Genomic DNA, 18,769 nt, shown 5'->3' with positions numbered 1-18,769 from the left:
ACTGAATACTGACCACCGGGTACTGATTACTAAAACTGCTCTCTTCCCGCAAAGTGAAATGCGCCTTCGATAGCAGCATTTTCGTCGCTGTCAGAACCGTGAACAGCGTTTTCACCGATTGAAGTTGCGTATGCTTTCCTGATAGTTCCTTCAGCAGCTTCAGCGGGGTTTGTGGCACCGATTAAAGTCCTGAAATCTTCTACAGCATTGTCTTTTTCAAGAATAGCGGCTACGATTGGGCCTCTCGACATGAATTCTACCAATTCTCCGTAAAACGGACGTGCTGCATGTACTGAATAGAAAGCCTGGGCGTCAGCCACAGTAAGTTGCGTTAATTTTAAAGAAACGATTTTGAAACCTCCGTCGGTTATCATTTTCAGGATGTTTCCGATGTGTCCGTTTGCAACCGCATCCGGCTTAATCATAGTAAATGTTCTGTTTGTTGCCATTTTATTTTTAAATTTTGGTGCAAAAGTAGCCTTTTATTATCAATTATTAAAATTAAAATCAGCGCAAAAAAAATCCCTTACCGTTTCTGATAAGGGATTTGCATTAAACTAAATCTATCTTAATTCTTAACCACTTTAATTGTTTGGGTATTTTCCCCGGCAGTAACTTTTGCGAAATACATGCCTTGCGGAAGTGAAGTCGCGTCAATTCTCGCATCAGTCGAACTGAAATCCTGGGTAAGCACCGTTTTTCCTAAAACATCCACAATCGTAACCGAAGAGATTGCAGTTTTTGATGAGGTAAAATTCCATGCATTTTTAGTTGGATTTGGATATGCAGTGAATTTAACGGTATTTAAATCTCCAACACCCAATTGTTCAAGAATCGAATATTGACCTGTCAGCCTGTTAAAAGCAATATCGTAAGTTCCTGCAGTTACAGGAATATTTGATCCGCCCTGGGTGCCTGTTCCGGAAGGGAAATCTACCGATCCCCAGTTTACATCCAGGAATGATTTTGCCTGAATTTCAACTCACCTGCCAATAAAACCTGATCGGTTAGCAAATAATTGATTCCGTCTTCAGTGCCCAAATCAACATCAGTTCCGTCCCAGCCGTTAACAGCGTCGCCGAAAATGCCGATGTATACATAATTGAATGAATAGTTACCGGTTTCCCTGTTGAAATATACATTATAACGATTTCCGGTGACCGGAATGTTTTCACCACCCTGAGTTCCGAAGCCATTCGGGAAAGCCGTACTACCCAGTTAATGTCCAGGCGTTATCCTGTCTGAATTTAGCGCCTCCGGTTACGAAATCATGCCCGTCGAGGTTGTAGTTGATTCCGTCAGAAGTATACATGTCGATGTCATCACCACCGAATCCACTTTCGCTTACCGCATCACCGATCATTCCGACACTTGGGAAAGCGTCGCCGTCAAAATTATAAGCCAGCGTCATTCTGTTGAAAGTTACTGTGTAAGTTCCCGGTGTTACTACGATGTTTACGCCTTCCAATAAACCGGTTCCTGCAGGAAAAGTCGCGCCTCCATAATTTACAGCCCACGCGTCATCAAACCTGAATTTTGCTTCACCTTCAGAAAATGTCCAGTCTGGTAATGTATAAATTATTCCGTCTGGCGTATCAAGATTGATGTCCAACCGCAAAACCATCAGCGTTGACGGCAGTTCCAAGAATTCCGATTGAAGGCCATTGCCCTGCAGCTACAAATGTGTAGGCGCCTGTAGATCTTGTAAATGTTACATTATAAGTGCCAGCCGGTACCGGAATATTAGCGCCGTTGCTAAGGGTTGCTGAAGGGAATGACTGGTTGCCCAGGCAATAGCCCATGCATCGTCCTGCCTGAATTTAGCCTCGCCGGTTGAGAAGGTAAAGTTCGTTAAAGTATAGGTTTCTCCGTCGGTGGTTGTAAGGTTTGTATCCTGTACATCCCATCCGTTTACGGCTGTTCCGATGATACCTACCGTTGGAAAAGTTGGTGTTCCGACGAAACTATAAGAATAGTTATTTCTGTTGTAAGTCAATGTGTAAGTTCCTGCCGTAACCGGAATATTGAAACCGTCTTCATTGATACCCGCAGTTCCATTCGGGAAAGTTGCGCCACCATAACTGGTAGTCCAGGAGTCCATTTCACGGATTTTAAGCTCACCGTTCATGAAAGTATAATTGCTCAATGTGTAAGTAACACCGTCTTCAGTCATCATATCTACATCATCGCCATCGAAACCGCTCGCAGAAACCGCAGTTCCAATCGCGCCAAGCGTAGGAAATACTACAGGTGCGCCGAAATTATACTCTCCGGTCATACGGTCAAAATACACAGTATAGATACCTGCCGTTACCAGAATGTTATCGCCGCCTTGGGTTCCCGAACCTGTTGGAAAAGCACTGTTTCCCCAATTCACATCCCAGGAATCATCCTGCCTGAATTTGGCTTCACCGTCTGTAAATACCCAATTGAGGAGAGTGTAATGAACGCCATCTGTTGTGGTCATGTCAACATCCGGGCCGTCAAAACCTGCTGCACTTACGGCTGTTCCGATCATTCCGATTTTAATGAAATTAAAGCTGTAAGCCCCGGTAACGATGTTGAAATTTAAGGTATAAGTCCCTGCAGGAACAACAATATTATTGCCGTTTAAAGTAGCAGTTTCCGGAAGGAAAATTACCGCCTCCCCAATTGCTCGCCCATGAATCATCAAGCCTGAACTTTAATTCGCCTGCCTGGAAATTGTAGTTGGCCAACGTGTAATTGACGCCATCAAAAGTCGTCATATCAACATCCGGGCCATCAAAGCCATTCGGGCCTAAAACTGTGCCAATGATACCAATGCTTGGGAAGGTAACCGCATTTGTAAAGGTGTAAGCGCCTGTTGTGCTGTTGAAGGTAACATCATAAGTTCCGGCGATGCATTGGATGTTGGAGCCGCCTGATGTACCAGTGCCGTTCGGAAATACAGTACTTCCCCAATTGATTGTCCAGGCATTATTGGCTCTGAATTTGATTCCGCCGCCTGAAGCGAAATTAGTAAGCGCTAATCCGTTCAGCGTCCAGTGTTCACCATCAGTACTTGACATTTGGTGAATGTCAATCGGTCCGGATTTCCTGCCTCGCCAGGCCATCCTCCGGCAGCTTCGCCAACAACAGCAACAGAGTTTACCTGCGCGTTGGCAAATGCAAAAATCATTAAAAAGAATAAGAGTAATTTTGTTTTCATATCGTATGTTGTTAATTATCAGCCATAAATTTATATAAATTTTAAAGCCAATAACCATTTTCAAAAATTATCAATAAGCGAAAACGTTTGCGTATTGATAACTTTTATATTAAAGGTGGTATAAAAACAGAATATGTAGAAAAAACCTTAAAAAATCAGAATATTGAATCTGTTTTCTAAAGGATGCAATTCAGAAAAAAGCTTTTTTGTTAAATCATTACCGTTCTGAAGGTAAAATTCAGCAAAATTAATTTGCCTTTCCTGTAGCGAATTAAAAGGGAAAAGTACATTCTGCAAATCTTTGATTCTTTCCAGTTCTTCAGAATGCTTTCTTTTCTGTGCTTTCAATAGGCGCTTTTCAAGATTTTCAAGGCCTCTTAATTGCTTTGTTTCCTGTGCATTAACGGCTCCGGTGAAAGATTTGTCTGTTTTTGAAGCGATATCGTGCAGTTGCTTAAATTGGTGCTGGAGGAATTTTTTCTGTTCGCTTAAATCAATTGGGAATTCTGATAAAGCCTTGATTTTTTCATCAACCAGTATATTTTGCTTTTTGAATAAATCAGACCAGCTTAAGTCTAATTTATCTGCTTTCGAAGATTGTTTTTCGGTTGCCAGCAATACCGAATTCCGCAGCAAAAGTATCGGAAAAGTAACATTTACATGATCAAAATAAGATTTCAATTCCAGCCAGTAAGCGAGTTCGCCGCCACCGCCGATGTAGCATAAATTGGGCAAAATTACTTCCTGATACAATGGGCGCATAATGACGTTTGGACTGAAATTTTCAGGATGGTTTTCAACTTCTGAAAGTATTTCAGCTTCTGAAAATGTAATTGCCGTATTGTTGATCTTATACAATCCATCTTCAAAAATGATGCGTTCCCGCAAATTATCCTGGATATAAAACAGGTTGATTTCGCGCGGATTGACTTGTATGGTGTAGTCTTTTAAAGACGAAATCGTGTCTAAAACCAGCTTTTCAGCATTCCGGAATAATAGTTCATCTTTTATATATTGTATGAAATCCGATTTCAAAACGGCATTATCAGCATCGATGATTACCAATCCGTATTCGCCGAAAAGGGCATTCGCCAGAAAACGCGTGGCATCAGCCAGATTGTCATGTTTCAGATAGGCATTTTCAAATAATTCGCGGATAAAAGCGGCATTGATTCCCGAACCCAATTCTGAAGAAAAATATTCAAAAACCTGATCAAGCCCTTCGGTGGATAATCTTCCGACAGGCCAGGAGCTTTCGCGGTTCCACCTGAATTTTTTTCCATTGAAATTGAAATAATTGATTTCCTCGAAATCGTGGTCTTCGGTCGCCATCCAGTAAACCGGAACAAAATTGTTATCGGGATATTGTTGCTTTAATTCTTTCGTAAGATTGATCGCAGCAATGATTTTGTAAAGAAAATAAAGCGGCCCGGTGAACAAATTCAACTGATGTCCGGTCGTAATCGTAAAAGTTTTCGAATCTGAAAGCAGATTAATATTTTGTAAAGTCAATAGCGAAATATCAATTCCTGAATATTGACTTTTCAAGACTTCGACGAGTTTTTTCCTTTTAGAAGGATCGAAATTTTCCTGCTTTTCAGCCATCTGGCCTGCAAAATTTTCCAGGGTCGGAAACCGATTGTACAACTTTTCCAGTTCAGGCTTTCGGTTCAGGTAATCATTCATCAAAGGCGTGAAATATCCGGAATCCTGGTAGCTGATACAGTCGTTTGGCATGGTCGTAGTTTATAGCTTACAAAATTACGAAAATAAATGTATCGGTAACTGGTTTAACAAGATGTTGGCGGTTATCTTTTGAGGGCGAAATGCCCGCGGTATTCTTTTCCGCTGGGGCGTTTAACAACAAACCAGTAATCGGTTGATGGTTCATCGTGTCCGTTGTAAGTGCCGTCCCAACCCTGCCCGTTGGCGTAGAGTTGCTTAATGAATTTCCCGTAGCGGTCAAAAATAGCAACATCCAGTCCGGGTTCAAGATTAGAAAATTTGATTTTCCAGTTGTCGTTAACGCCATCGCCATTAGGCGTAAAAAACATCGGATACATCAATAAGCATATTTCATCTGTAACAGTTCCACAGCCATTTTTGTCTTTTACATATACAGAATAAAGGCCGCTTACTAATCCGGAGAACTGATTGCTGTCCTGAAAATTGACGCCGTCGATAGCATATTGATAATCGCCCTGGCCGGTTGCAAAAACAGTTATGGTATTCTCATTGTCTGGTTCGAGTCGCCGGGTTCGATATTGTTGATGACTGCTACATCTGACGCTGTTACGGTAATATTTTTCGTAGTGCTGCAGGAAATATGGGTGTAATTTTTAGTTACGGTTACCGAATAATTTCCGCCAGAATTGACCAGTATCGACTGAGACGTTTGTCCTGTCGACCATAAATAGCTGTTGAATCCGGCATCGGCGGTAATAAGCGTATTGGCTCCTTTGCAAACCGCCCAATTGTCTTTCATGGCTAAAACAGGCTTTTCGAGCACATTGAGTTGGAGTGTAAAAATTACAGGACAACCTGAAGCGCCTTGTGCACTGATGTATATGGTTTCGGGATTTTGGGAGTTCTGATACATTTGTGCAACGGTGTTGGCATTGCCCTGAATGGCATCCGGAAGGGTTTTATAGTAAGTGAAATTGTAAGTTCCGGTTGGCAAAGCCGCCAACATTTCCGGATTCTTTTCAGATAAATCGAAAGTTACAACTTCATCATTATTATCGTCACAAGCATCGAAATCGTTCAGGACTTGTTGTGTGATGGAATTTACGGTCAGTGTTACAGCGGCAATATTGGAACAAGTGTCGGATTGTGTTACTTCAATATAAATAATCTGATTGTTGCTGCTGTTCTGGAATGTGTTGTGGTTGCTGATTTGAATCCCGTTATGATAATCGGATAAAGAATTAAAATATCTATAGAAAAGTCCGGTTTGATTGAGGTTACCGCTCACAGCACTATTGGCATCGGCAAGATTAAACGTCTGGATCCCGTTAAGGTTATTATCGCATTTTACAAGTGTTGCATTGTTGAGAACCGGTTTTGCGTTGACTTTTAAAGTCATTTCTGAAAGCGAAGTACAGGTGTTGATCGTGTTGTAAACCCTTACATAAATTATTTGCGGATTGGTCTGATTCTCAAAATTGGTATTATTTGTAATGGGATTTTGCTGCAATTGTGCTTCACTGTGCGTTCGGTAGAAAGTAAAAGTATAATCAGGTGAATTCACGATTTCAGTTTGTTTAGAAGTAAGGTCGAAGAATTCTTTTCCGTCGCCATTGCCGTCGCACAAAACATAATCGGTATTCGTGTTGACAGGATCGTTATTCGGCGTCACTACGACGGTTTGGTTCTGAAAAGTAGCATTGCCGTTGGTATCGCTATATTTCCAATGAATCGTATAAGTTCCCGGAAGGTTAAAGCTCGTCGGGTCGTTAGTTACGGCGGTGGTGGCTCCTGAGCAATAATCTGTTGCAGTTGGAATTGCGGTCGCGGTAACGTTACAACTTCCGGTTAAATCTGGCAATGTCGCTACATCAGGAACCTGGCCTATTGCGTCTCCAACCTGAACATCAACATAGGCCGTATTGTTGCAATCGCCTCCCGTAATTATACAACTGTATTGCCCTGAATTTAATGTTGTCGGATTATTTATCGTTGGATTTTGTTGTGTGGAAGAAAATCCGTTTGGTCCTGTCCATGCATAGTTGTTACCGCCATTGGCCGTTAAAAGTAAATTGTTCCCGGGACAAACCGGAGAATTACTGCCTGCAGTTGTTGCAGACATGCAATCTTTAAATTTATTGATGTAGTAATTATCAGTATTACCGCTAGGACTTTGCTGATAAGCTCCGGGTGTTGCAATGTGCAAGGTACTCTCGCCTGTTCCAAAAACGTAAAAGATACCGTTTTTGTCATATTTCAATTTTATGAGGTAATCTTCTATATTGCCGCCGAAATAGGTTCCCCACTGTCTCGTACCCAAAGCATCAAATTTTACGATAAAACTGCAGCATGAAGTCAAGCTGTAGTCTGTCGGAGGATTAGTAGAAATTGCGTTGGGACTATAGGTTTGCCCCGCAAAAAAAACATTGTTGTTTTCATCTATGTCAATGGTATATCTCGAAAGATTTTCTTGCTCATCACCTCCATAATAAGTTCCCCATATTAATTGGCCTGTCGGATTGAATTTTGCAAGATATGCGTCTGACGGATTTTGCATATTTTGATTTAGTTGTGGCTGATGAGAACCGGGAGTGGCTATTAATGTACTGCTTCTGGTGCTGCCGCAAATATATACATTATCATCATGATCAACCTTCAGGTAATGATTATACTCGGATCCGTCACCGTAGTAAGTTCCCCAGAGCCTTTGTCCGTTCGGGTCAAATTTTATTAAAAATGAATCGTATGTCCCTCCGGTAAATATGACATTGCTGTAAACCGGCTGGTGTGTTCCGGGAGTAGTGAAGTTATCATCGTTCCAACCTACATCGCCGGAAAAATAAATGTTAGAGGCACTATCAAACCCGACCCCTCGAACTTCAGATAAATAATAATAAGTACCCCAGGATTGAAATCCGGAATTGGTGAATTTCGCTATAAATCCTTCACCTGTTATATGATATTCTACAGGCTGCTCCCGGTTTTCCTTAAATGCACCAGGCGTTGCTATTCCATTAACGCTGTAGGTATAACCCACGACAGCAATATTTCCCTGCGGATCCACATCCATATTCAAAAGCGTGTCGTCATGTTCACCGCCGTAATAAGTCCCCCAGATCCGTTGTCCATCCAAATTAAATTTAGCGATAAATACATCTGTTTTGGCAAAGCCACCAGGAGTCAGGTAATCTTTAAAAGCGCCGGCTGTTGCAATATTATCTGTACTGCTGGTAATTCCGCCTACAATCAATTCATTATTGAATTGGTTCATTGCAAAAGCCGATTCCATTTTATTTCCACCATAGTAAGTACCCCATACGCGGTCTCCGTTCGGATTTAATTTGGCAATAAAAGCATCGGAAAAGCCAATCATTGTCGACTGATAACTTCCGCTTGTTGCAATATTTGTTTGATCAACAGTGCCTCCGCAGAAATAGACATTTCCGATATTGTCATTAGCAATGCCAACAAGGTCATGTCCGCCTTTTCCATAATAAGTTCCCCATAAGCGAACGGGCGCCGGGTCTATAATAATTTTACTGAATGGGACATTACTTTCAGGAGTCGAAAAACGATAGGTTTCATTTCCGGACTTGATGAACGCAATTTGCACGTTTTTTTTTTTCAGTATCGTTTTCAAACCAGCTGCACGGAACGACTTCCTCCATAATGCCAAATTTTGTTTTCATGCTGATTTTACCCTGAGAAATCCTGGTTTTGGCTCCTTTAAAATGAAGTTGTATATCTGAAATATTACCGCCGGGATTTACGATAAAATTATACTCCACAACCTTTAATGGATCATTGGGAATAAAAAAACAAACGTCAATTTTTGGATAAATGTCTTTATAAGTAATCTTTTGGTAGCTATTTACACCCGTAATACCTTCGGGCTTTCCTGGAATGTTGTAATAATTTTCAAAATATTCCAATTTCCCTTCCGTTATAAATTGGGCTTCCGGATTAGAATTTAAAAAATCTATATCAATCCGATGAAATTTATGCGCTATATCATTGGGAAATGACGGGTTTGCCTGATTGTGCAGATTTTGATTTTTTTTGCTTTTCGTCAAAATTTTCTTTGAACTGTAGATATCATAGGAAAATCCGTTGGTTCTTAACTGAACGTTGAGTCCTTCTGTATTCAACAAATACTTCACCGCATCATTTGATCTTCCTTTCTGGTCAACAATCTGTCCTTTGTTTTCAATAAAACCAATCACCGCCTTGTTATTTTGCGCCATAAGCGGCATGATGATAATGCACAAAAGGCATGCAAAAAAATGTTTCATAGGAAGCTTTTAATTGTCCAAATGTAATAAAACCAATTAAATCATTTAACATTTCATTAAGAAACTTATTGGCCACAATTTTCAAAACCAAAATTAATCTGCTAATTTTGCCCAATGAGCCAAATCCTCCTGATAACGCCGCCTTTCACGCAACTCAACACGCCTTATCCGGCAACGGTTTATATCAAAGGCTTTCTCAATTCAAAAAACATTCATTCGGTTCAGGCAGATTTAGGAATCGAAGTCATCCTGAAAATTTTCTCCAAAACCGGACTGACTGATCTTTTTGGCCATATTGATGTAACTAACGCAACGCAGCTATCTCCCAATATAAAAAGAATGCTCGCACTCAAAGAGCATTACATCAATACAATCGACAGCGTAATCTTATTCCTTCAGGGAAAAAATCCAACGCTGGCACTACAAATCTGTCAGGAAGATTTCCTGCCGGAAGCATCCCGTTTTGAACAACTTGAAGAACTAGACTGGGCTTTCGGCGCGATGGGGATGCAGGACAAAGCCAAACACCTCGCAACCTTATACCTCGAAGATATTTCAGATCTGATTGTCGGATGTGCCGATGAGAATTTCGGTTTCAGCCGCTACGCCGAACGTCTGGGACGAAGCGCCAATTCTTTCGATGAATTATATGAAAGCCTTCACGAAAAATATACTTACACTGATACAATTCTGATTGAAGTATTACAGGAAAGATTCCGGGAAATCGCACCGGATTTAGTACTTATTTCGGTTCCGTTTCCGGGAAATTTATACGCGGCTTTCCGCTGTGCACAATGGGTAAAACAAAATTATCCAACTATCAGGATTGCGATGGGCGGCGGTTTCCCGAATACAGAATTGCGCTCGCTTTCCGATAAGCGTGTCTTCGAATTTTTCGATTTCATTACGCTCGACGATGGCGAGGCACCCGTTGAAAACCTCATTGAACATATCGAAGGCAAACGCACAATCGAAAACCTGAAACGTACTTTTGCCTTAAAAGACGGTCAGGTAAAGTATTGTAACAATTCCGAAACCCGCGACTACAAACAATCTGAAACCGGGACGCCCGATTATTCAGATTTACTGCTTGACCAATACATCTCCGTCATCGAGATCGTCAACCCGATGCACTGCATGTGGAGCGACGGCCGCTGGAATAAACTCACAATGGCGCACGGTTGTTACTGGGGAAAATGCACTTTCTGCGATATTTCACTCGACTATATAAAGGTATACGAACCCGTTGCCGCAAGTCTTTTGTGCGACAGGATTGAAGAATTAATAGCACAAACCGGGCAGACCGGATTCCATTTTGTCGACGAAGCCGCACCGCCGGCACTGATGCGTTCGCTGGCGATAGAAATCCTGCGCCGCGGACTCACCATTACCTGGTGGACGAACATCCGATTCGAAAAAAGCTTCACGGAAGATTTATGTGTTTTACTCAAAGCTTCCGGCTGTATTGCAGTTTCGGGCGGGCTCGAAGTCGCCTCCGACCGCCTCTTAAAATTAATCGACAAAGGCGTAACCGTAGAACAAGTCGCAAAAGTGACGCGTAATTTCACCGAAGCGGGCATCATGGTACACGCTTATTTGATGTATGGCTATCCGACGCAAACGATTCAGGAAACCATTGACAGCCTTGAAATGGTGCGGCAGATGTTCGAAGCAGGTATTCTGCAATCAGGTTTCTGGCACCAATTTGCGATGACGGCACACAGTCCGGTTGGATTATATCCGGAACAATTTGGTGTTTTAAAAGACACTGATGTTATCGGAACTTTCGCCAACAACGACATCAATTACACTGATAAAACCGGTATTAACCACGACAAATTCAGTTTTGGATTGAAGAAATCACTATTCAATTTCATGCATGGCATCTGTTTCGATTTTCCGCTGCAGGATTGGTTTGAATTTAAAATTCCGAAGACAACCATTCCCGGAGATTTCATTTTTGATGCCTTACAATCAGAAGAAAATTTCACCACAAAACCTTCGGCAAAAATCATCTGGATCGGCGGATTGCCGTCAACGGAAACTTTTACAAAATCCAAAAAAGGAAATTCGTGGGAAATAACGGCGCTGACTTTTCACAACAAAAAAGACACTTTCACTATTCAAACCGGTAAAAAGGAAGGGGAGTGGCTAACCGGGATCTTGCCCGGATTGTCCGTAAAAAACAAAAAAATAACTACTTTTCAGGAAATAAAAACGAATTTTGAAAACGCCGGACTCGAAGATTTTGAATTGTTCTGGTATTCAAAACCCATCAATACATTACGAAACTCAGGGCTTTTGGTATTATAAACTGTCTTTTTGGATAATACTGTTTTCATTTTCGTCTTTGCCTTTCTTTCCTTTTTTGCCCTTTTTGTCCTTGCGGTTTTTATACTCGTTGAATTTGACTACCTGGTCTTTGTTCAGGGCAGTAAGCATTTTCGCTTCCATCTTATCCTTTGCAGCCATATATTTTTCTGTTTTTCCCTCAGCCGGAATATCCAGCACATTAAGCGCCTCGATATCTTTCTTATAATCCTGTATGTAAGTCTTGATGACAGCCGCCTGAAACGCATCAAGCGACAATTGCTGGGTAAGCGTCTTCACCGATTCTTCAACAAAATCAAACTTTTTCTTGTCGCTGCTCGGCGGCGGCCCTGGTTCATTCCGTTGTTCATACGGCCATTCATTTGTGCATTGCTGAAAGAGGCAACAAAAAGTAATAATAAAAGAAGCAACTGTTTCATATTCAAATCATATTAATAAGCTCCAAATGTACTACTATGGCGCTATATTTTTATTAAATTCAGCTTAATTATATCACTTCAATAAATGATTGTATCGCTTCACCATTTCGAGAGTCGTTTTGTCCGATGAAAAAACAGTATTCAACCCTTGCGGCTCCTGTGGCGGATCAGCCGTAAAAGCATCGCCTTTGTTCCATTTGCCTTTATCATTCACCGCTTTTCCCTCGCCGCCAAATCCCCAGAAATTCACGCCGGCAAGCGCTTCTTTATTGTCATGACTCTTAACCAATCGTTCGAAGAAAATTTGGTAAAAACGGTCTCTGTTCACTACAGAAGAGCCAGGCAGCAAACTTTCATTTTCGCGTGGAAGTCCGAATTCCTCAACCACAATAGGTTTGTTAATCCGTTTTGCTATGGCAATGTGGTCTTCCATATATTTTGAAGCTTTTTCAATAGCGGCAGGCAGTGTATTTTCCGCGTCATCGGCTTTATACCAATTCCAGTTCTTCGGCCAGATGTGCATCGTAAGGTAATCGATCTTCGGATTGGTATGCGTTTTTTCGAATACCAAAAGGTCTGCGTTCGAACCCGCACTTCCTTCAGAACCTGTGCAAATCAAATGGTTTTTATCCAGGCTGTCAATCAAATCTACAGTTTCGTTGAGCCACTGCGCAAACGCCTTTTCATTCTCAACCGTAAAAATCCGCGGTTCATTGGAGACCTGCCAGGCCATAATCGCGGCATCGTCTATGTACGGTTTTTTAGTAAACGAATTTGTCCTGCAGATAATGAATTTAATATGTTCCCGCAATGCCGTCTTGCAAGGCTCACAACTGTGGAATTTCGGCACGAAAGCCATAAACTCATCCCACGTATTCTCCGGACTAATATTGGGATTCGGGATTTTCCCATACCCATTCCATTCCAAATATTGTGACATGCCGCCCGACCATTCCCAGTTATTCGTCAGATACAAAACCGCATACATACTGCGCTTCCCCATTTCCGAAAGCAGGAAATCCAACCCTTTCAGCAAATCAGCGTCATATTTTCCTTGCTCCGGCTGCACCGCATACGGAACCGTATAATCATAACCGCCGCCATCAGCACCCACCAGAATCCGCAAATTATCAATCCCATTTGCCTTCATCTGGTCGAGTTCGCGCAGCAGCCTCTTCCTGTCGCCATATTTCTCAGAACCCAAAATCGCACCATACCAATAATTCGCCCCGATGTAAGAATAAGGTTTCCCATTCTTATAAAACTGCGTGCCTTTCACAGTAATAAATGCGGATGTCTTCTTCGTCTGCGCAAAAGCCACAAACCCGCAAACCAGCAGCAACAAAACAAAAATTCTTCTCATAACCCAAAAATACAAAACAATTCCCCACAAAAAAACCGGACAATTAAATCCGGTTTTCCATATAAATTCATTTTTTCTATTCTCAAACTGAGCCCTGAACCCTGAACCTTATACAGGCTCCCCATACAAATCAAACTCCGTCGCCTCTGTAATCTTCACCATCACAAAATCGCCTGTCTTCACATAAAATTTCGCAGCGTCAATCAAAACCTCATTATCGACATCCGAACTGTCAAATTCCGTCCGCCCCACAAAATGGGCACCTTCCTTGCGGTCGATAATGCATTTAAAAGTTTGTCCGACTTTTTCCTGGTTCAAATCCCACGAAATCTGCGATTGCAACTCCATAATCTCATTCGCGCGCGCCTGCTTCACCTCTGCCGGAACATCGTCAACCAGATTAAAAGCATGCGTATTTTCCTCGTGCGAATAAGCAAAACAGCCCAAACGGTCAAATTTCATCTCCTGCACAAAATCCTTCAGCGCCTCAAAATCAGCCTGCGTTTCTCCCGGATAACCAACGATCAGCGTCGTACGGATTGTAATCCCGGAACCGCCGCACGAAAATCCTTCAGCAACTGCGTCGTCTTTGCCTGTGTCGTCCCGCGTCGCATCGATTTCAAAATCGGGTCAGAAACGTGCTGCAGCGGAATATCAATATAATTACAGATTTTCGGCTCGCGCTTCATCACTTCTAACACATCCATCGGAAAGCCCGTCGGAAACGCATAGTGAAGTCGAATCCACTCAATGCCGTCGACTTTCACCAAAGCCTCCAACAACTCTGCAAGATTTCGTTTTTTGTAAATATCAAGTCCGTAATACGTCAGATCCTGGGCAATCAAAATCAATTCCTTCACGCCGTTTTTCGCCAGGCCTTCCGCTTCCTTTACCAGTTTTTCAATCGGCTGCGAAACGTGCTTGCCGCGCATCAGCGGAATCGCGCAAAAACTGCACGGCCTGTCGCAACCCTCGGCAATCTTCAGGTAAGCATAATTTTTCGGGGTAGTGGTAAGGCGCTCGCCGAGCAATTCGTGTTTGTAATCGGCACCCAAGGCCTTGAGCAAAAGCGGCAATTCTGTCGTGCCGAAATACTGGTCGACATTCGGGATTTCCTTTTCCAGGTCCAGGGCGGTAGCGTTCAGAAAGGCATCCGGTCACAAAAACCTTATCCACAAGCCCGCGGTCTTTCTTATCGGCATATTCCAGAATCATGTTCACCGATTCCGCCTTCGCGTTATCAATAAACCCGCAGGTATTGATCACGATGATATTGCCCTCTTCCTTCTCCGGCGCCTCGTGATGCACGTCTTTCCCGCTCGCGCGAAGCTGTCCATGAGCACCTCGCTGTCATACACATTCTTCGAGCAGCCCAAAGTGATCACATTGATCTTATTCTTTTTTAAAGACTTAGTCCTCATAGCATTATGCCCCGATGGTTCGGAAGCGGGTGCAAAAGTACGGTTTATTTGGAGGAATACAAGGGGAATTTTTTATGGAATGTTATCGCATCCATATATTATTGCTAAAAATTATTTCAAGGATTTTTTGGAAGAATTGCTATGCTTTTCGATATAATATTTTAAATTTTCAAATGCTTTTGCAAAGGTAATTTTTCTTTCAGCCAGGTCATAAGGGATAAATGATGCTCCTTCAAGGTAATTATCTAATAAATTTGACAATATTTCATCAGAACTGTTTATTGAGAAAATTACATTGTTCAACTGTGTCTCTAAAATGTAGTTACATGATTTAAGAACTCGAATTTGCTCAGAAAGTTTATAGCCATCTTTTTCGAAATAATAATTTATTTTAACAAAGCTGTTGTCGTCGGAAAGTATTTTATGATAGCGCCTCACTGAAATAGGATATCGGTTATAAAAGTCGTCAAATAATTTTTTGTACATCTCTTTTTCTAAAAAGAGGTTTCCGTGCATATCAGATAAATTTATACGATATTTAAATGAGCTCATAGCGATATTTTCTTGAGTTTTTATATCGATAAAATAGCCTTTATCTTCGAAAGACATGGTAGCAGCCTGCTCAGTCATAGGCGATATCACCAGTGCTTTCCTATTCTTGTTCTTATCTTTAAAATATTTTGCACGCAATATAAATCCTTGCTTGCAATATAATATGTTTATTGAACCAATTGATTTATGAGAGAATGACTTCGATCTGGAGGCTGAAAATGTATCTCCGTCGTATGGTGAATCTACCGGAGTCAATAATAGTTTTGCAATTAAATCCCGATAAATATCTTCAATCAATAATTTTTCAAAAGTAAGATTCCCATCTATGATATTTCTACTCAGATTTAATCTTAAATCACCATTAAAGTCAAAGATTGAGATATAAGGAAAGTTTATTTGACGTTTGTTTGCACTGTGATTTGAATCTGAATATCCTCTAGGTATAATTATCCCATTACAATCGACCCTTGCCCTACTATAAAATTCGTCATCATAAGTCCATAATACTTTATTAAAACCTGAATTTTTGAGTTCCCGCCACGCTGGTGGTAAGATGTCTTTATAACCTGGGCATACGTATCATATCCAAGATTACTTAATATGCCTAACTTATCAATATACTCAATTTTAGGAGAAGAATGGCGATACCATTCGTCGAACGGATAGTCGCTGTTAACCATTAAGTCTATTGTCTTTTTTTCTATGGGAATTGTTATTACTGTACCTATATTTTTTTTTGCAACTTGTGAAATTTCAATTTGTTGTAAGCCGAGATTTGTTTTAAATGAAAGTGCGGTTTCAGATTCAGCACTTTTAGTTTTTAAAATTATCTCATTTCCGATAAGAAAAGCAGCTAAGACGCCAATACCAAATTTTCCGCTTCTCTGAACTTTAGAATTTCCATCATTATCAGAAAATTCTTTTTTCCACTATGAACTTTTCCTCAACGAAGACCCTACCTCAAGGAAATAGTTTTTAACTACATGAAGTGACATGCCAAGTCCATTATCTTTAATTTGAAAATAATATTGATCGTTTTTTTTAAAAAACGAAATTGTAATCTTTCCTTCGTAGCTACTATCTTCTATGAATTCTCGCTCTCTGCAAGAATCTACAGCATTTTGAATTAATTCCCGAACTCCGAAGGTCGGATCGTTACCATATAATGGTTCGAATAAGTAATTTTGTCAATTCATTAGAAACTTTGAAGCTTATTTTTTCAGGAATATAGTCTATGTTTTTAGAATATTCTGTAACATTATCTATATTAGATTTAATTCTTCTATAACGAATAGCTGGTTGTTTATCTCTATTTTCTTTCCCATATATTTCACCAATAATTGCCCAGGATTTATCCAGTTCTTTTTGGATGTCACTAAACAGGTCCTGTAATTTCACAAAAATTAAACTGTCTCTTGGGTCACAATGGAAAATTATAGTTTCGGGATCTTTGGGGATGGTGCTCCATATTTTACATCAAGGTGCTTAAAATGTTCCTGTTGAGAGATGGGTGAATTAAAAGTTTTTAACTTAACTATGATTGTTGGTGTTCTAGAAGCCTCGATTTGAAAATAATCAGCAATTCTTAGTACTACCATTAAAAAAAGCAAATCAATATTATAAGGCTTTGTCCATGTGTCCTGAAACTTAAGGGTTAAAAATTCGAAAGTATCTCTAATATTTATCCCATGACTTCGCGCTAATAAACCACAAATATTAGATAGATCTTTTTCTAAATCATTTGCAAAAGGGATGGGTAAATTAGAGGTAGGAAATCCATTTAAAGCTATTTCATGAGCTATTCTAGGATGATGCTTTCTTATAAATTCCCCAATTAATTTTTTGTCCTCTCCTGTCAATTTATCTTTATGGTCAAGATCAGGAACTCTAAACTGCCAATCAACATTTCCAATTATATTTAATTTATCAATATCACCAAATCGTCTCGCATCATCTAAAAAATCTTCCCATAACTCTTTCCATGTTTTATTGTCTAAACTCTTAATACGTATTGAATCATTCTTTCCCTCTATTAAAAATCGCAAGCCTTCAGGTGTCAAATGCATTCCAATATCGTGCAATACAACTGATAAAATAAAGATACCAATTGGTAGAGATTCATTTAATATATTTTCAAATGTCTCGTCTGCGATGATTTTTTCAGCAGATCTAAGGACGCTTTCAATATGGTCTATTCCATGATTAGTGTATTCTTCAAAAAAATATAAATTATTTTCTTTTAATATATTAGAGTAATCGGCAACCGTTGACATAACGATGCCTTCAGTCTTCTGATCTATTGACAAAATATTTTTAAACCTTTCAGGAATATTCATACAATTCATATTAGTATAACCAAATATAACAATATTATATAATAACAAACATTTGACGTTACTATGATTAATAAATGTAGTACCCACAATCAAAATAAATCCGCGGCCGTCTGCTACCATCCGCATCATCCGCGTTCCAATAACCACCCCGGCTTTCAGCCGCCCCTCAAAGGAGGGAAACTCCCAATCATTCGTGAAAATTCATGCAATTCGTGGCAAATAAAAAATCCCGGCGCCAACCGGGATTCCATATCAATTATCAATTGTCCATTATCAATTTATCCATGCGTCTTCATCATCATAATCCCCATAACAATCCCAATCAGGATAGTGATCACCACAAACGAAACCATCAAAACCCCCATCAAAATCAACGACCTGATGATCACATCCCCGGACTCCGGTCGCTATACAACCCGATAAAGAACCAGAAATAAGTCCCTACCGCAATAATCGTAGACAATATCGACGGAATCAGCATAAAAAGCATCACGTGCTCCTTCAGTAACAACTGGATCGGAATGATTACGACAAGGTTAAAAACCATCAGCAGCGCCAGGTAATAAGCACAGATGATGATGTTCTCATAATAATTATAACCCCATTTCTTATAACCTATCCATGTAAAAAGCGCCATTATCGGTACATTCAGCAGCATCACGAAAGAATAATAATGCATCATCTTCTCCATGAATGGTTTCATGTCAACAGGCTGTGCTCCTTGTCCCATGTTATTGAACTGCGAATAGATATCTTCCTGGTGTATGAACGCCGTATTGATAAACGCCACAATCCCCGAAAGGATGAAAACAAGTGCCAAAGGCTTATAATGGTTGATCCTGTTGCCCTCAACAAACTCCCGTGCCGTCTTCCCCGGATTCCTGATCAGGCATTTAACGCTGTAAAAAAATCCTTTATTCGTATGGATTAAAATATACTGCACTTCGTCCTTAACATAATTCCTGTCAATGCGTTTTACCTTCTTCTGCCCGCAGTTACCGCAGAAATTCGATATAATTTCGGTTTCACAATTCTTACAGACTTCGCTCATTTTTATAAAAATCTAGGTTCAGCACAAATATATTTATTTCGCCAAAACCACAAACTCACGTACCTGTTTTTTTATCCTTAGATATCCACAAAAAAATTCCCGTGTTGCAACAATTGTCGAAACACGGG

Annotated in this window: 17 protein-coding genes and 1 pseudogene; 1 reads left to right on the top strand and 17 read right to left on the bottom strand. The window is 40.5% G+C overall.

Translation table 11 applies throughout. From position 1 onward, the window contains the following. Positions 1–29: 29 nt before the first annotated feature. The 10 genes from ACSLFW_RS18895 to ACSLFW_RS18850 all read right to left on the bottom strand — a co-directional run bounded on the left by ACSLFW_RS18895 (position 30) and on the right by ACSLFW_RS18850 (position 9,168). Complete coding sequence (locus tag ACSLFW_RS18895) at positions 30–449, bottom strand: nucleoside-diphosphate kinase (protein WP_436557045.1); 420 nt, start codon at positions 447–449, stop codon at positions 30–32. A 119-nt stretch (positions 450–568) separates the two neighbouring features. After that, positions 569–823, bottom strand: a complete 255-nt coding sequence (locus ACSLFW_RS18890) for a T9SS type A sorting domain-containing protein (RefSeq protein WP_436557044.1) — start codon at positions 821–823, stop codon at positions 569–571. Between the two features lie 387 nt (positions 824–1,210). Then, positions 1,211–1,645 carry a hypothetical protein gene (locus ACSLFW_RS18885; RefSeq protein ID WP_436557043.1) on the bottom strand — a complete coding sequence of 145 codons (435 nt, stop codon included), beginning with the start codon at positions 1,643–1,645 and terminating at the stop codon, positions 1,211–1,213. A 66-nt stretch (positions 1,646–1,711) separates the two neighbouring features. Continuing rightward, positions 1,712–2,671: a hypothetical protein gene (locus ACSLFW_RS18880; protein WP_436557042.1), complete on the bottom strand. Its 960-nt coding sequence runs from the start codon at positions 2,669–2,671 to the stop codon at positions 1,712–1,714. After that, positions 2,601–3,050: a hypothetical protein gene (locus tag ACSLFW_RS18875; RefSeq protein WP_436557041.1), complete on the bottom strand. Its 450-nt coding sequence runs from the start codon at positions 3,048–3,050 to the stop codon at positions 2,601–2,603. The genes ACSLFW_RS18880 and ACSLFW_RS18875 overlap by 71 nt, the downstream gene beginning before the upstream one ends. Next, the gene (locus ACSLFW_RS18870) at positions 3,017–3,190 is read right to left on the bottom strand and encodes a hypothetical protein (protein ID WP_436557040.1); all 174 of its coding nucleotides are present in this window, start codon (positions 3,188–3,190) and stop codon (positions 3,017–3,019) included. Before ACSLFW_RS18870 ends, ACSLFW_RS18875 begins: the two co-directional genes overlap by 34 nt. A 147-nt stretch (positions 3,191–3,337) precedes the next feature. Continuing rightward, the gene (gene bshC / locus ACSLFW_RS18865; protein ID WP_436557039.1) at positions 3,338–4,927 is read right to left on the bottom strand and encodes a bacillithiol biosynthesis cysteine-adding enzyme BshC; all 1,590 of its coding nucleotides are present in this window, start codon (positions 4,925–4,927) and stop codon (positions 3,338–3,340) included. Between the two features lie 71 nt (positions 4,928–4,998). Further along, entirely contained in the window at positions 4,999–5,253 is a 255-nt protein-coding gene (locus ACSLFW_RS18860; RefSeq protein ID WP_436557038.1) for a T9SS type B sorting domain-containing protein, read from the bottom strand. Positions 5,254–5,411: 158 nt separating this feature from the next. Next, positions 5,412–8,489 (bottom strand): hypothetical protein, encoded by a 3,078-nt coding sequence (locus ACSLFW_RS18855; protein WP_436557037.1) that lies wholly within the window; start codon positions 8,487–8,489, stop codon positions 5,412–5,414. Further along, on the bottom strand, positions 8,458–9,168 hold the full coding sequence (locus ACSLFW_RS18850; RefSeq protein WP_436557036.1) for a hypothetical protein: 711 nt from the start codon (positions 9,166–9,168) through the stop codon (positions 8,458–8,460). Before ACSLFW_RS18850 ends, ACSLFW_RS18855 begins: the two co-directional genes overlap by 32 nt. A 114-nt stretch (positions 9,169–9,282) precedes the next feature. On the opposite strand from ACSLFW_RS18850, the gene ACSLFW_RS18845 reads away from it, so the two are divergent. Further along, a complete protein-coding gene (locus ACSLFW_RS18845) occupies positions 9,283–11,481 on the top strand; it encodes a B12-binding domain-containing radical SAM protein (protein WP_436557035.1) in 2,199 nt (732 codons plus the stop codon). Here the strand turns inward: ACSLFW_RS18845 and ACSLFW_RS18840 are convergent. From ACSLFW_RS18840 to ACSLFW_RS18810, 7 genes and pseudogenes are all read right to left on the bottom strand, one after another. Further along, entirely contained in the window at positions 11,476–11,778 is a 303-nt protein-coding gene (locus ACSLFW_RS18840; protein WP_436557034.1) for a hypothetical protein, read from the bottom strand. The two genes, ACSLFW_RS18845 and ACSLFW_RS18840, sit on opposite strands and share 6 nt — an antisense overlap. A 213-nt stretch (positions 11,779–11,991) precedes the next feature. Continuing rightward, positions 11,992–13,281 carry a glycoside hydrolase 5 family protein gene (locus ACSLFW_RS18835; RefSeq protein ID WP_436557033.1) on the bottom strand — a complete coding sequence of 430 codons (1,290 nt, stop codon included), beginning with the start codon at positions 13,279–13,281 and terminating at the stop codon, positions 11,992–11,994. Positions 13,282–13,389: 108 nt separating this feature from the next. Further along, positions 13,390–14,702: pseudogene (rimO, locus tag ACSLFW_RS18830) on the bottom strand (30S ribosomal protein S12 methylthiotransferase RimO). Positions 14,703–14,813: 111 nt separating this feature from the next. Next, complete coding sequence (locus tag ACSLFW_RS18825; protein ID WP_436557032.1) at positions 14,814–15,551, bottom strand: hypothetical protein; 738 nt, start codon at positions 15,549–15,551, stop codon at positions 14,814–14,816. A gap of 858 nt (positions 15,552–16,409) precedes the next feature. Then, positions 16,410–16,652 carry a hypothetical protein gene (locus ACSLFW_RS18820; protein WP_436557031.1) on the bottom strand — a complete coding sequence of 81 codons (243 nt, stop codon included), beginning with the start codon at positions 16,650–16,652 and terminating at the stop codon, positions 16,410–16,412. A gap of 35 nt (positions 16,653–16,687) precedes the next feature. After that, a complete protein-coding gene (locus ACSLFW_RS18815) occupies positions 16,688–17,590 on the bottom strand; it encodes an HD domain-containing protein (protein WP_436557030.1) in 903 nt (300 codons plus the stop codon). A 385-nt stretch (positions 17,591–17,975) separates the two neighbouring features. Then, positions 17,976–18,641 (bottom strand): DUF3667 domain-containing protein, encoded by a 666-nt coding sequence (locus ACSLFW_RS18810; protein WP_436557029.1) that lies wholly within the window; start codon positions 18,639–18,641, stop codon positions 17,976–17,978. Between the last annotated feature and the right edge of the window lie 128 nt (positions 18,642–18,769).

This window comes from Flavobacterium sp. 3HN19-14, assembly GCF_051373205.1.
In the GTDB taxonomy this organism is placed as follows: Bacteria; Bacteroidota; Bacteroidia; order Flavobacteriales; family Flavobacteriaceae; genus Flavobacterium.
The sequence above is the reverse complement of the archived record's forward strand: the minus strand, read 5'-3'. Positions and strand labels throughout refer to the sequence as shown.

What these genes read in the sequence shown, in the direction of transcription:
- ACSLFW_RS18895 (WP_436557045.1), bottom strand. Translation starts at nt 449, where the DNA reads ATGGCAACAAACAGAACATTTACTATGATTAAGCCGGATGCGGTTGCA.
- ACSLFW_RS18880 (WP_436557042.1), bottom strand. Translation starts at nt 2,671, where the DNA reads ATGATTCATGGGCGAGCAATTGGGGAGGCGGTAATTTTCCTTCCGGAA.
- ACSLFW_RS18875 (WP_436557041.1), bottom strand. Translation starts at nt 3,050, where the DNA reads ATGTCAAGTACTGATGGTGAACACTGGACGCTGAACGGATTAGCGCTT.
- ACSLFW_RS18870 (WP_436557040.1), bottom strand. Translation starts at nt 3,190, where the DNA reads ATGAAAACAAAATTACTCTTATTCTTTTTAATGATTTTTGCATTTGCC.
- bshC (WP_436557039.1), bottom strand. Translation starts at nt 4,927, where the DNA reads ATGCCAAACGACTGTATCAGCTACCAGGATTCCGGATATTTCACGCCT.
- ACSLFW_RS18860 (WP_436557038.1), bottom strand. Translation starts at nt 5,253, where the DNA reads ATGTATCCGATGTTTTTTACGCCTAATGGCGATGGCGTTAACGACAAC.
- ACSLFW_RS18850 (WP_436557036.1), bottom strand. Translation starts at nt 9,168, where the DNA reads ATGAAACATTTTTTTGCATGCCTTTTGTGCATTATCATCATGCCGCTT.
- ACSLFW_RS18845 (WP_436557035.1), top strand. Translation starts at nt 9,283, where the DNA reads ATGAGCCAAATCCTCCTGATAACGCCGCCTTTCACGCAACTCAACACG.
- ACSLFW_RS18835 (WP_436557033.1), bottom strand. Translation starts at nt 13,281, where the DNA reads ATGAGAAGAATTTTTGTTTTGTTGCTGCTGGTTTGCGGGTTTGTGGCT.
- ACSLFW_RS18815 (WP_436557030.1), bottom strand. Translation starts at nt 17,590, where the DNA reads ATGAATATTCCTGAAAGGTTTAAAAATATTTTGTCAATAGATCAGAAG.
- ACSLFW_RS18810 (WP_436557029.1), bottom strand. Translation starts at nt 18,641, where the DNA reads ATGAGCGAAGTCTGTAAGAATTGTGAAACCGAAATTATATCGAATTTC.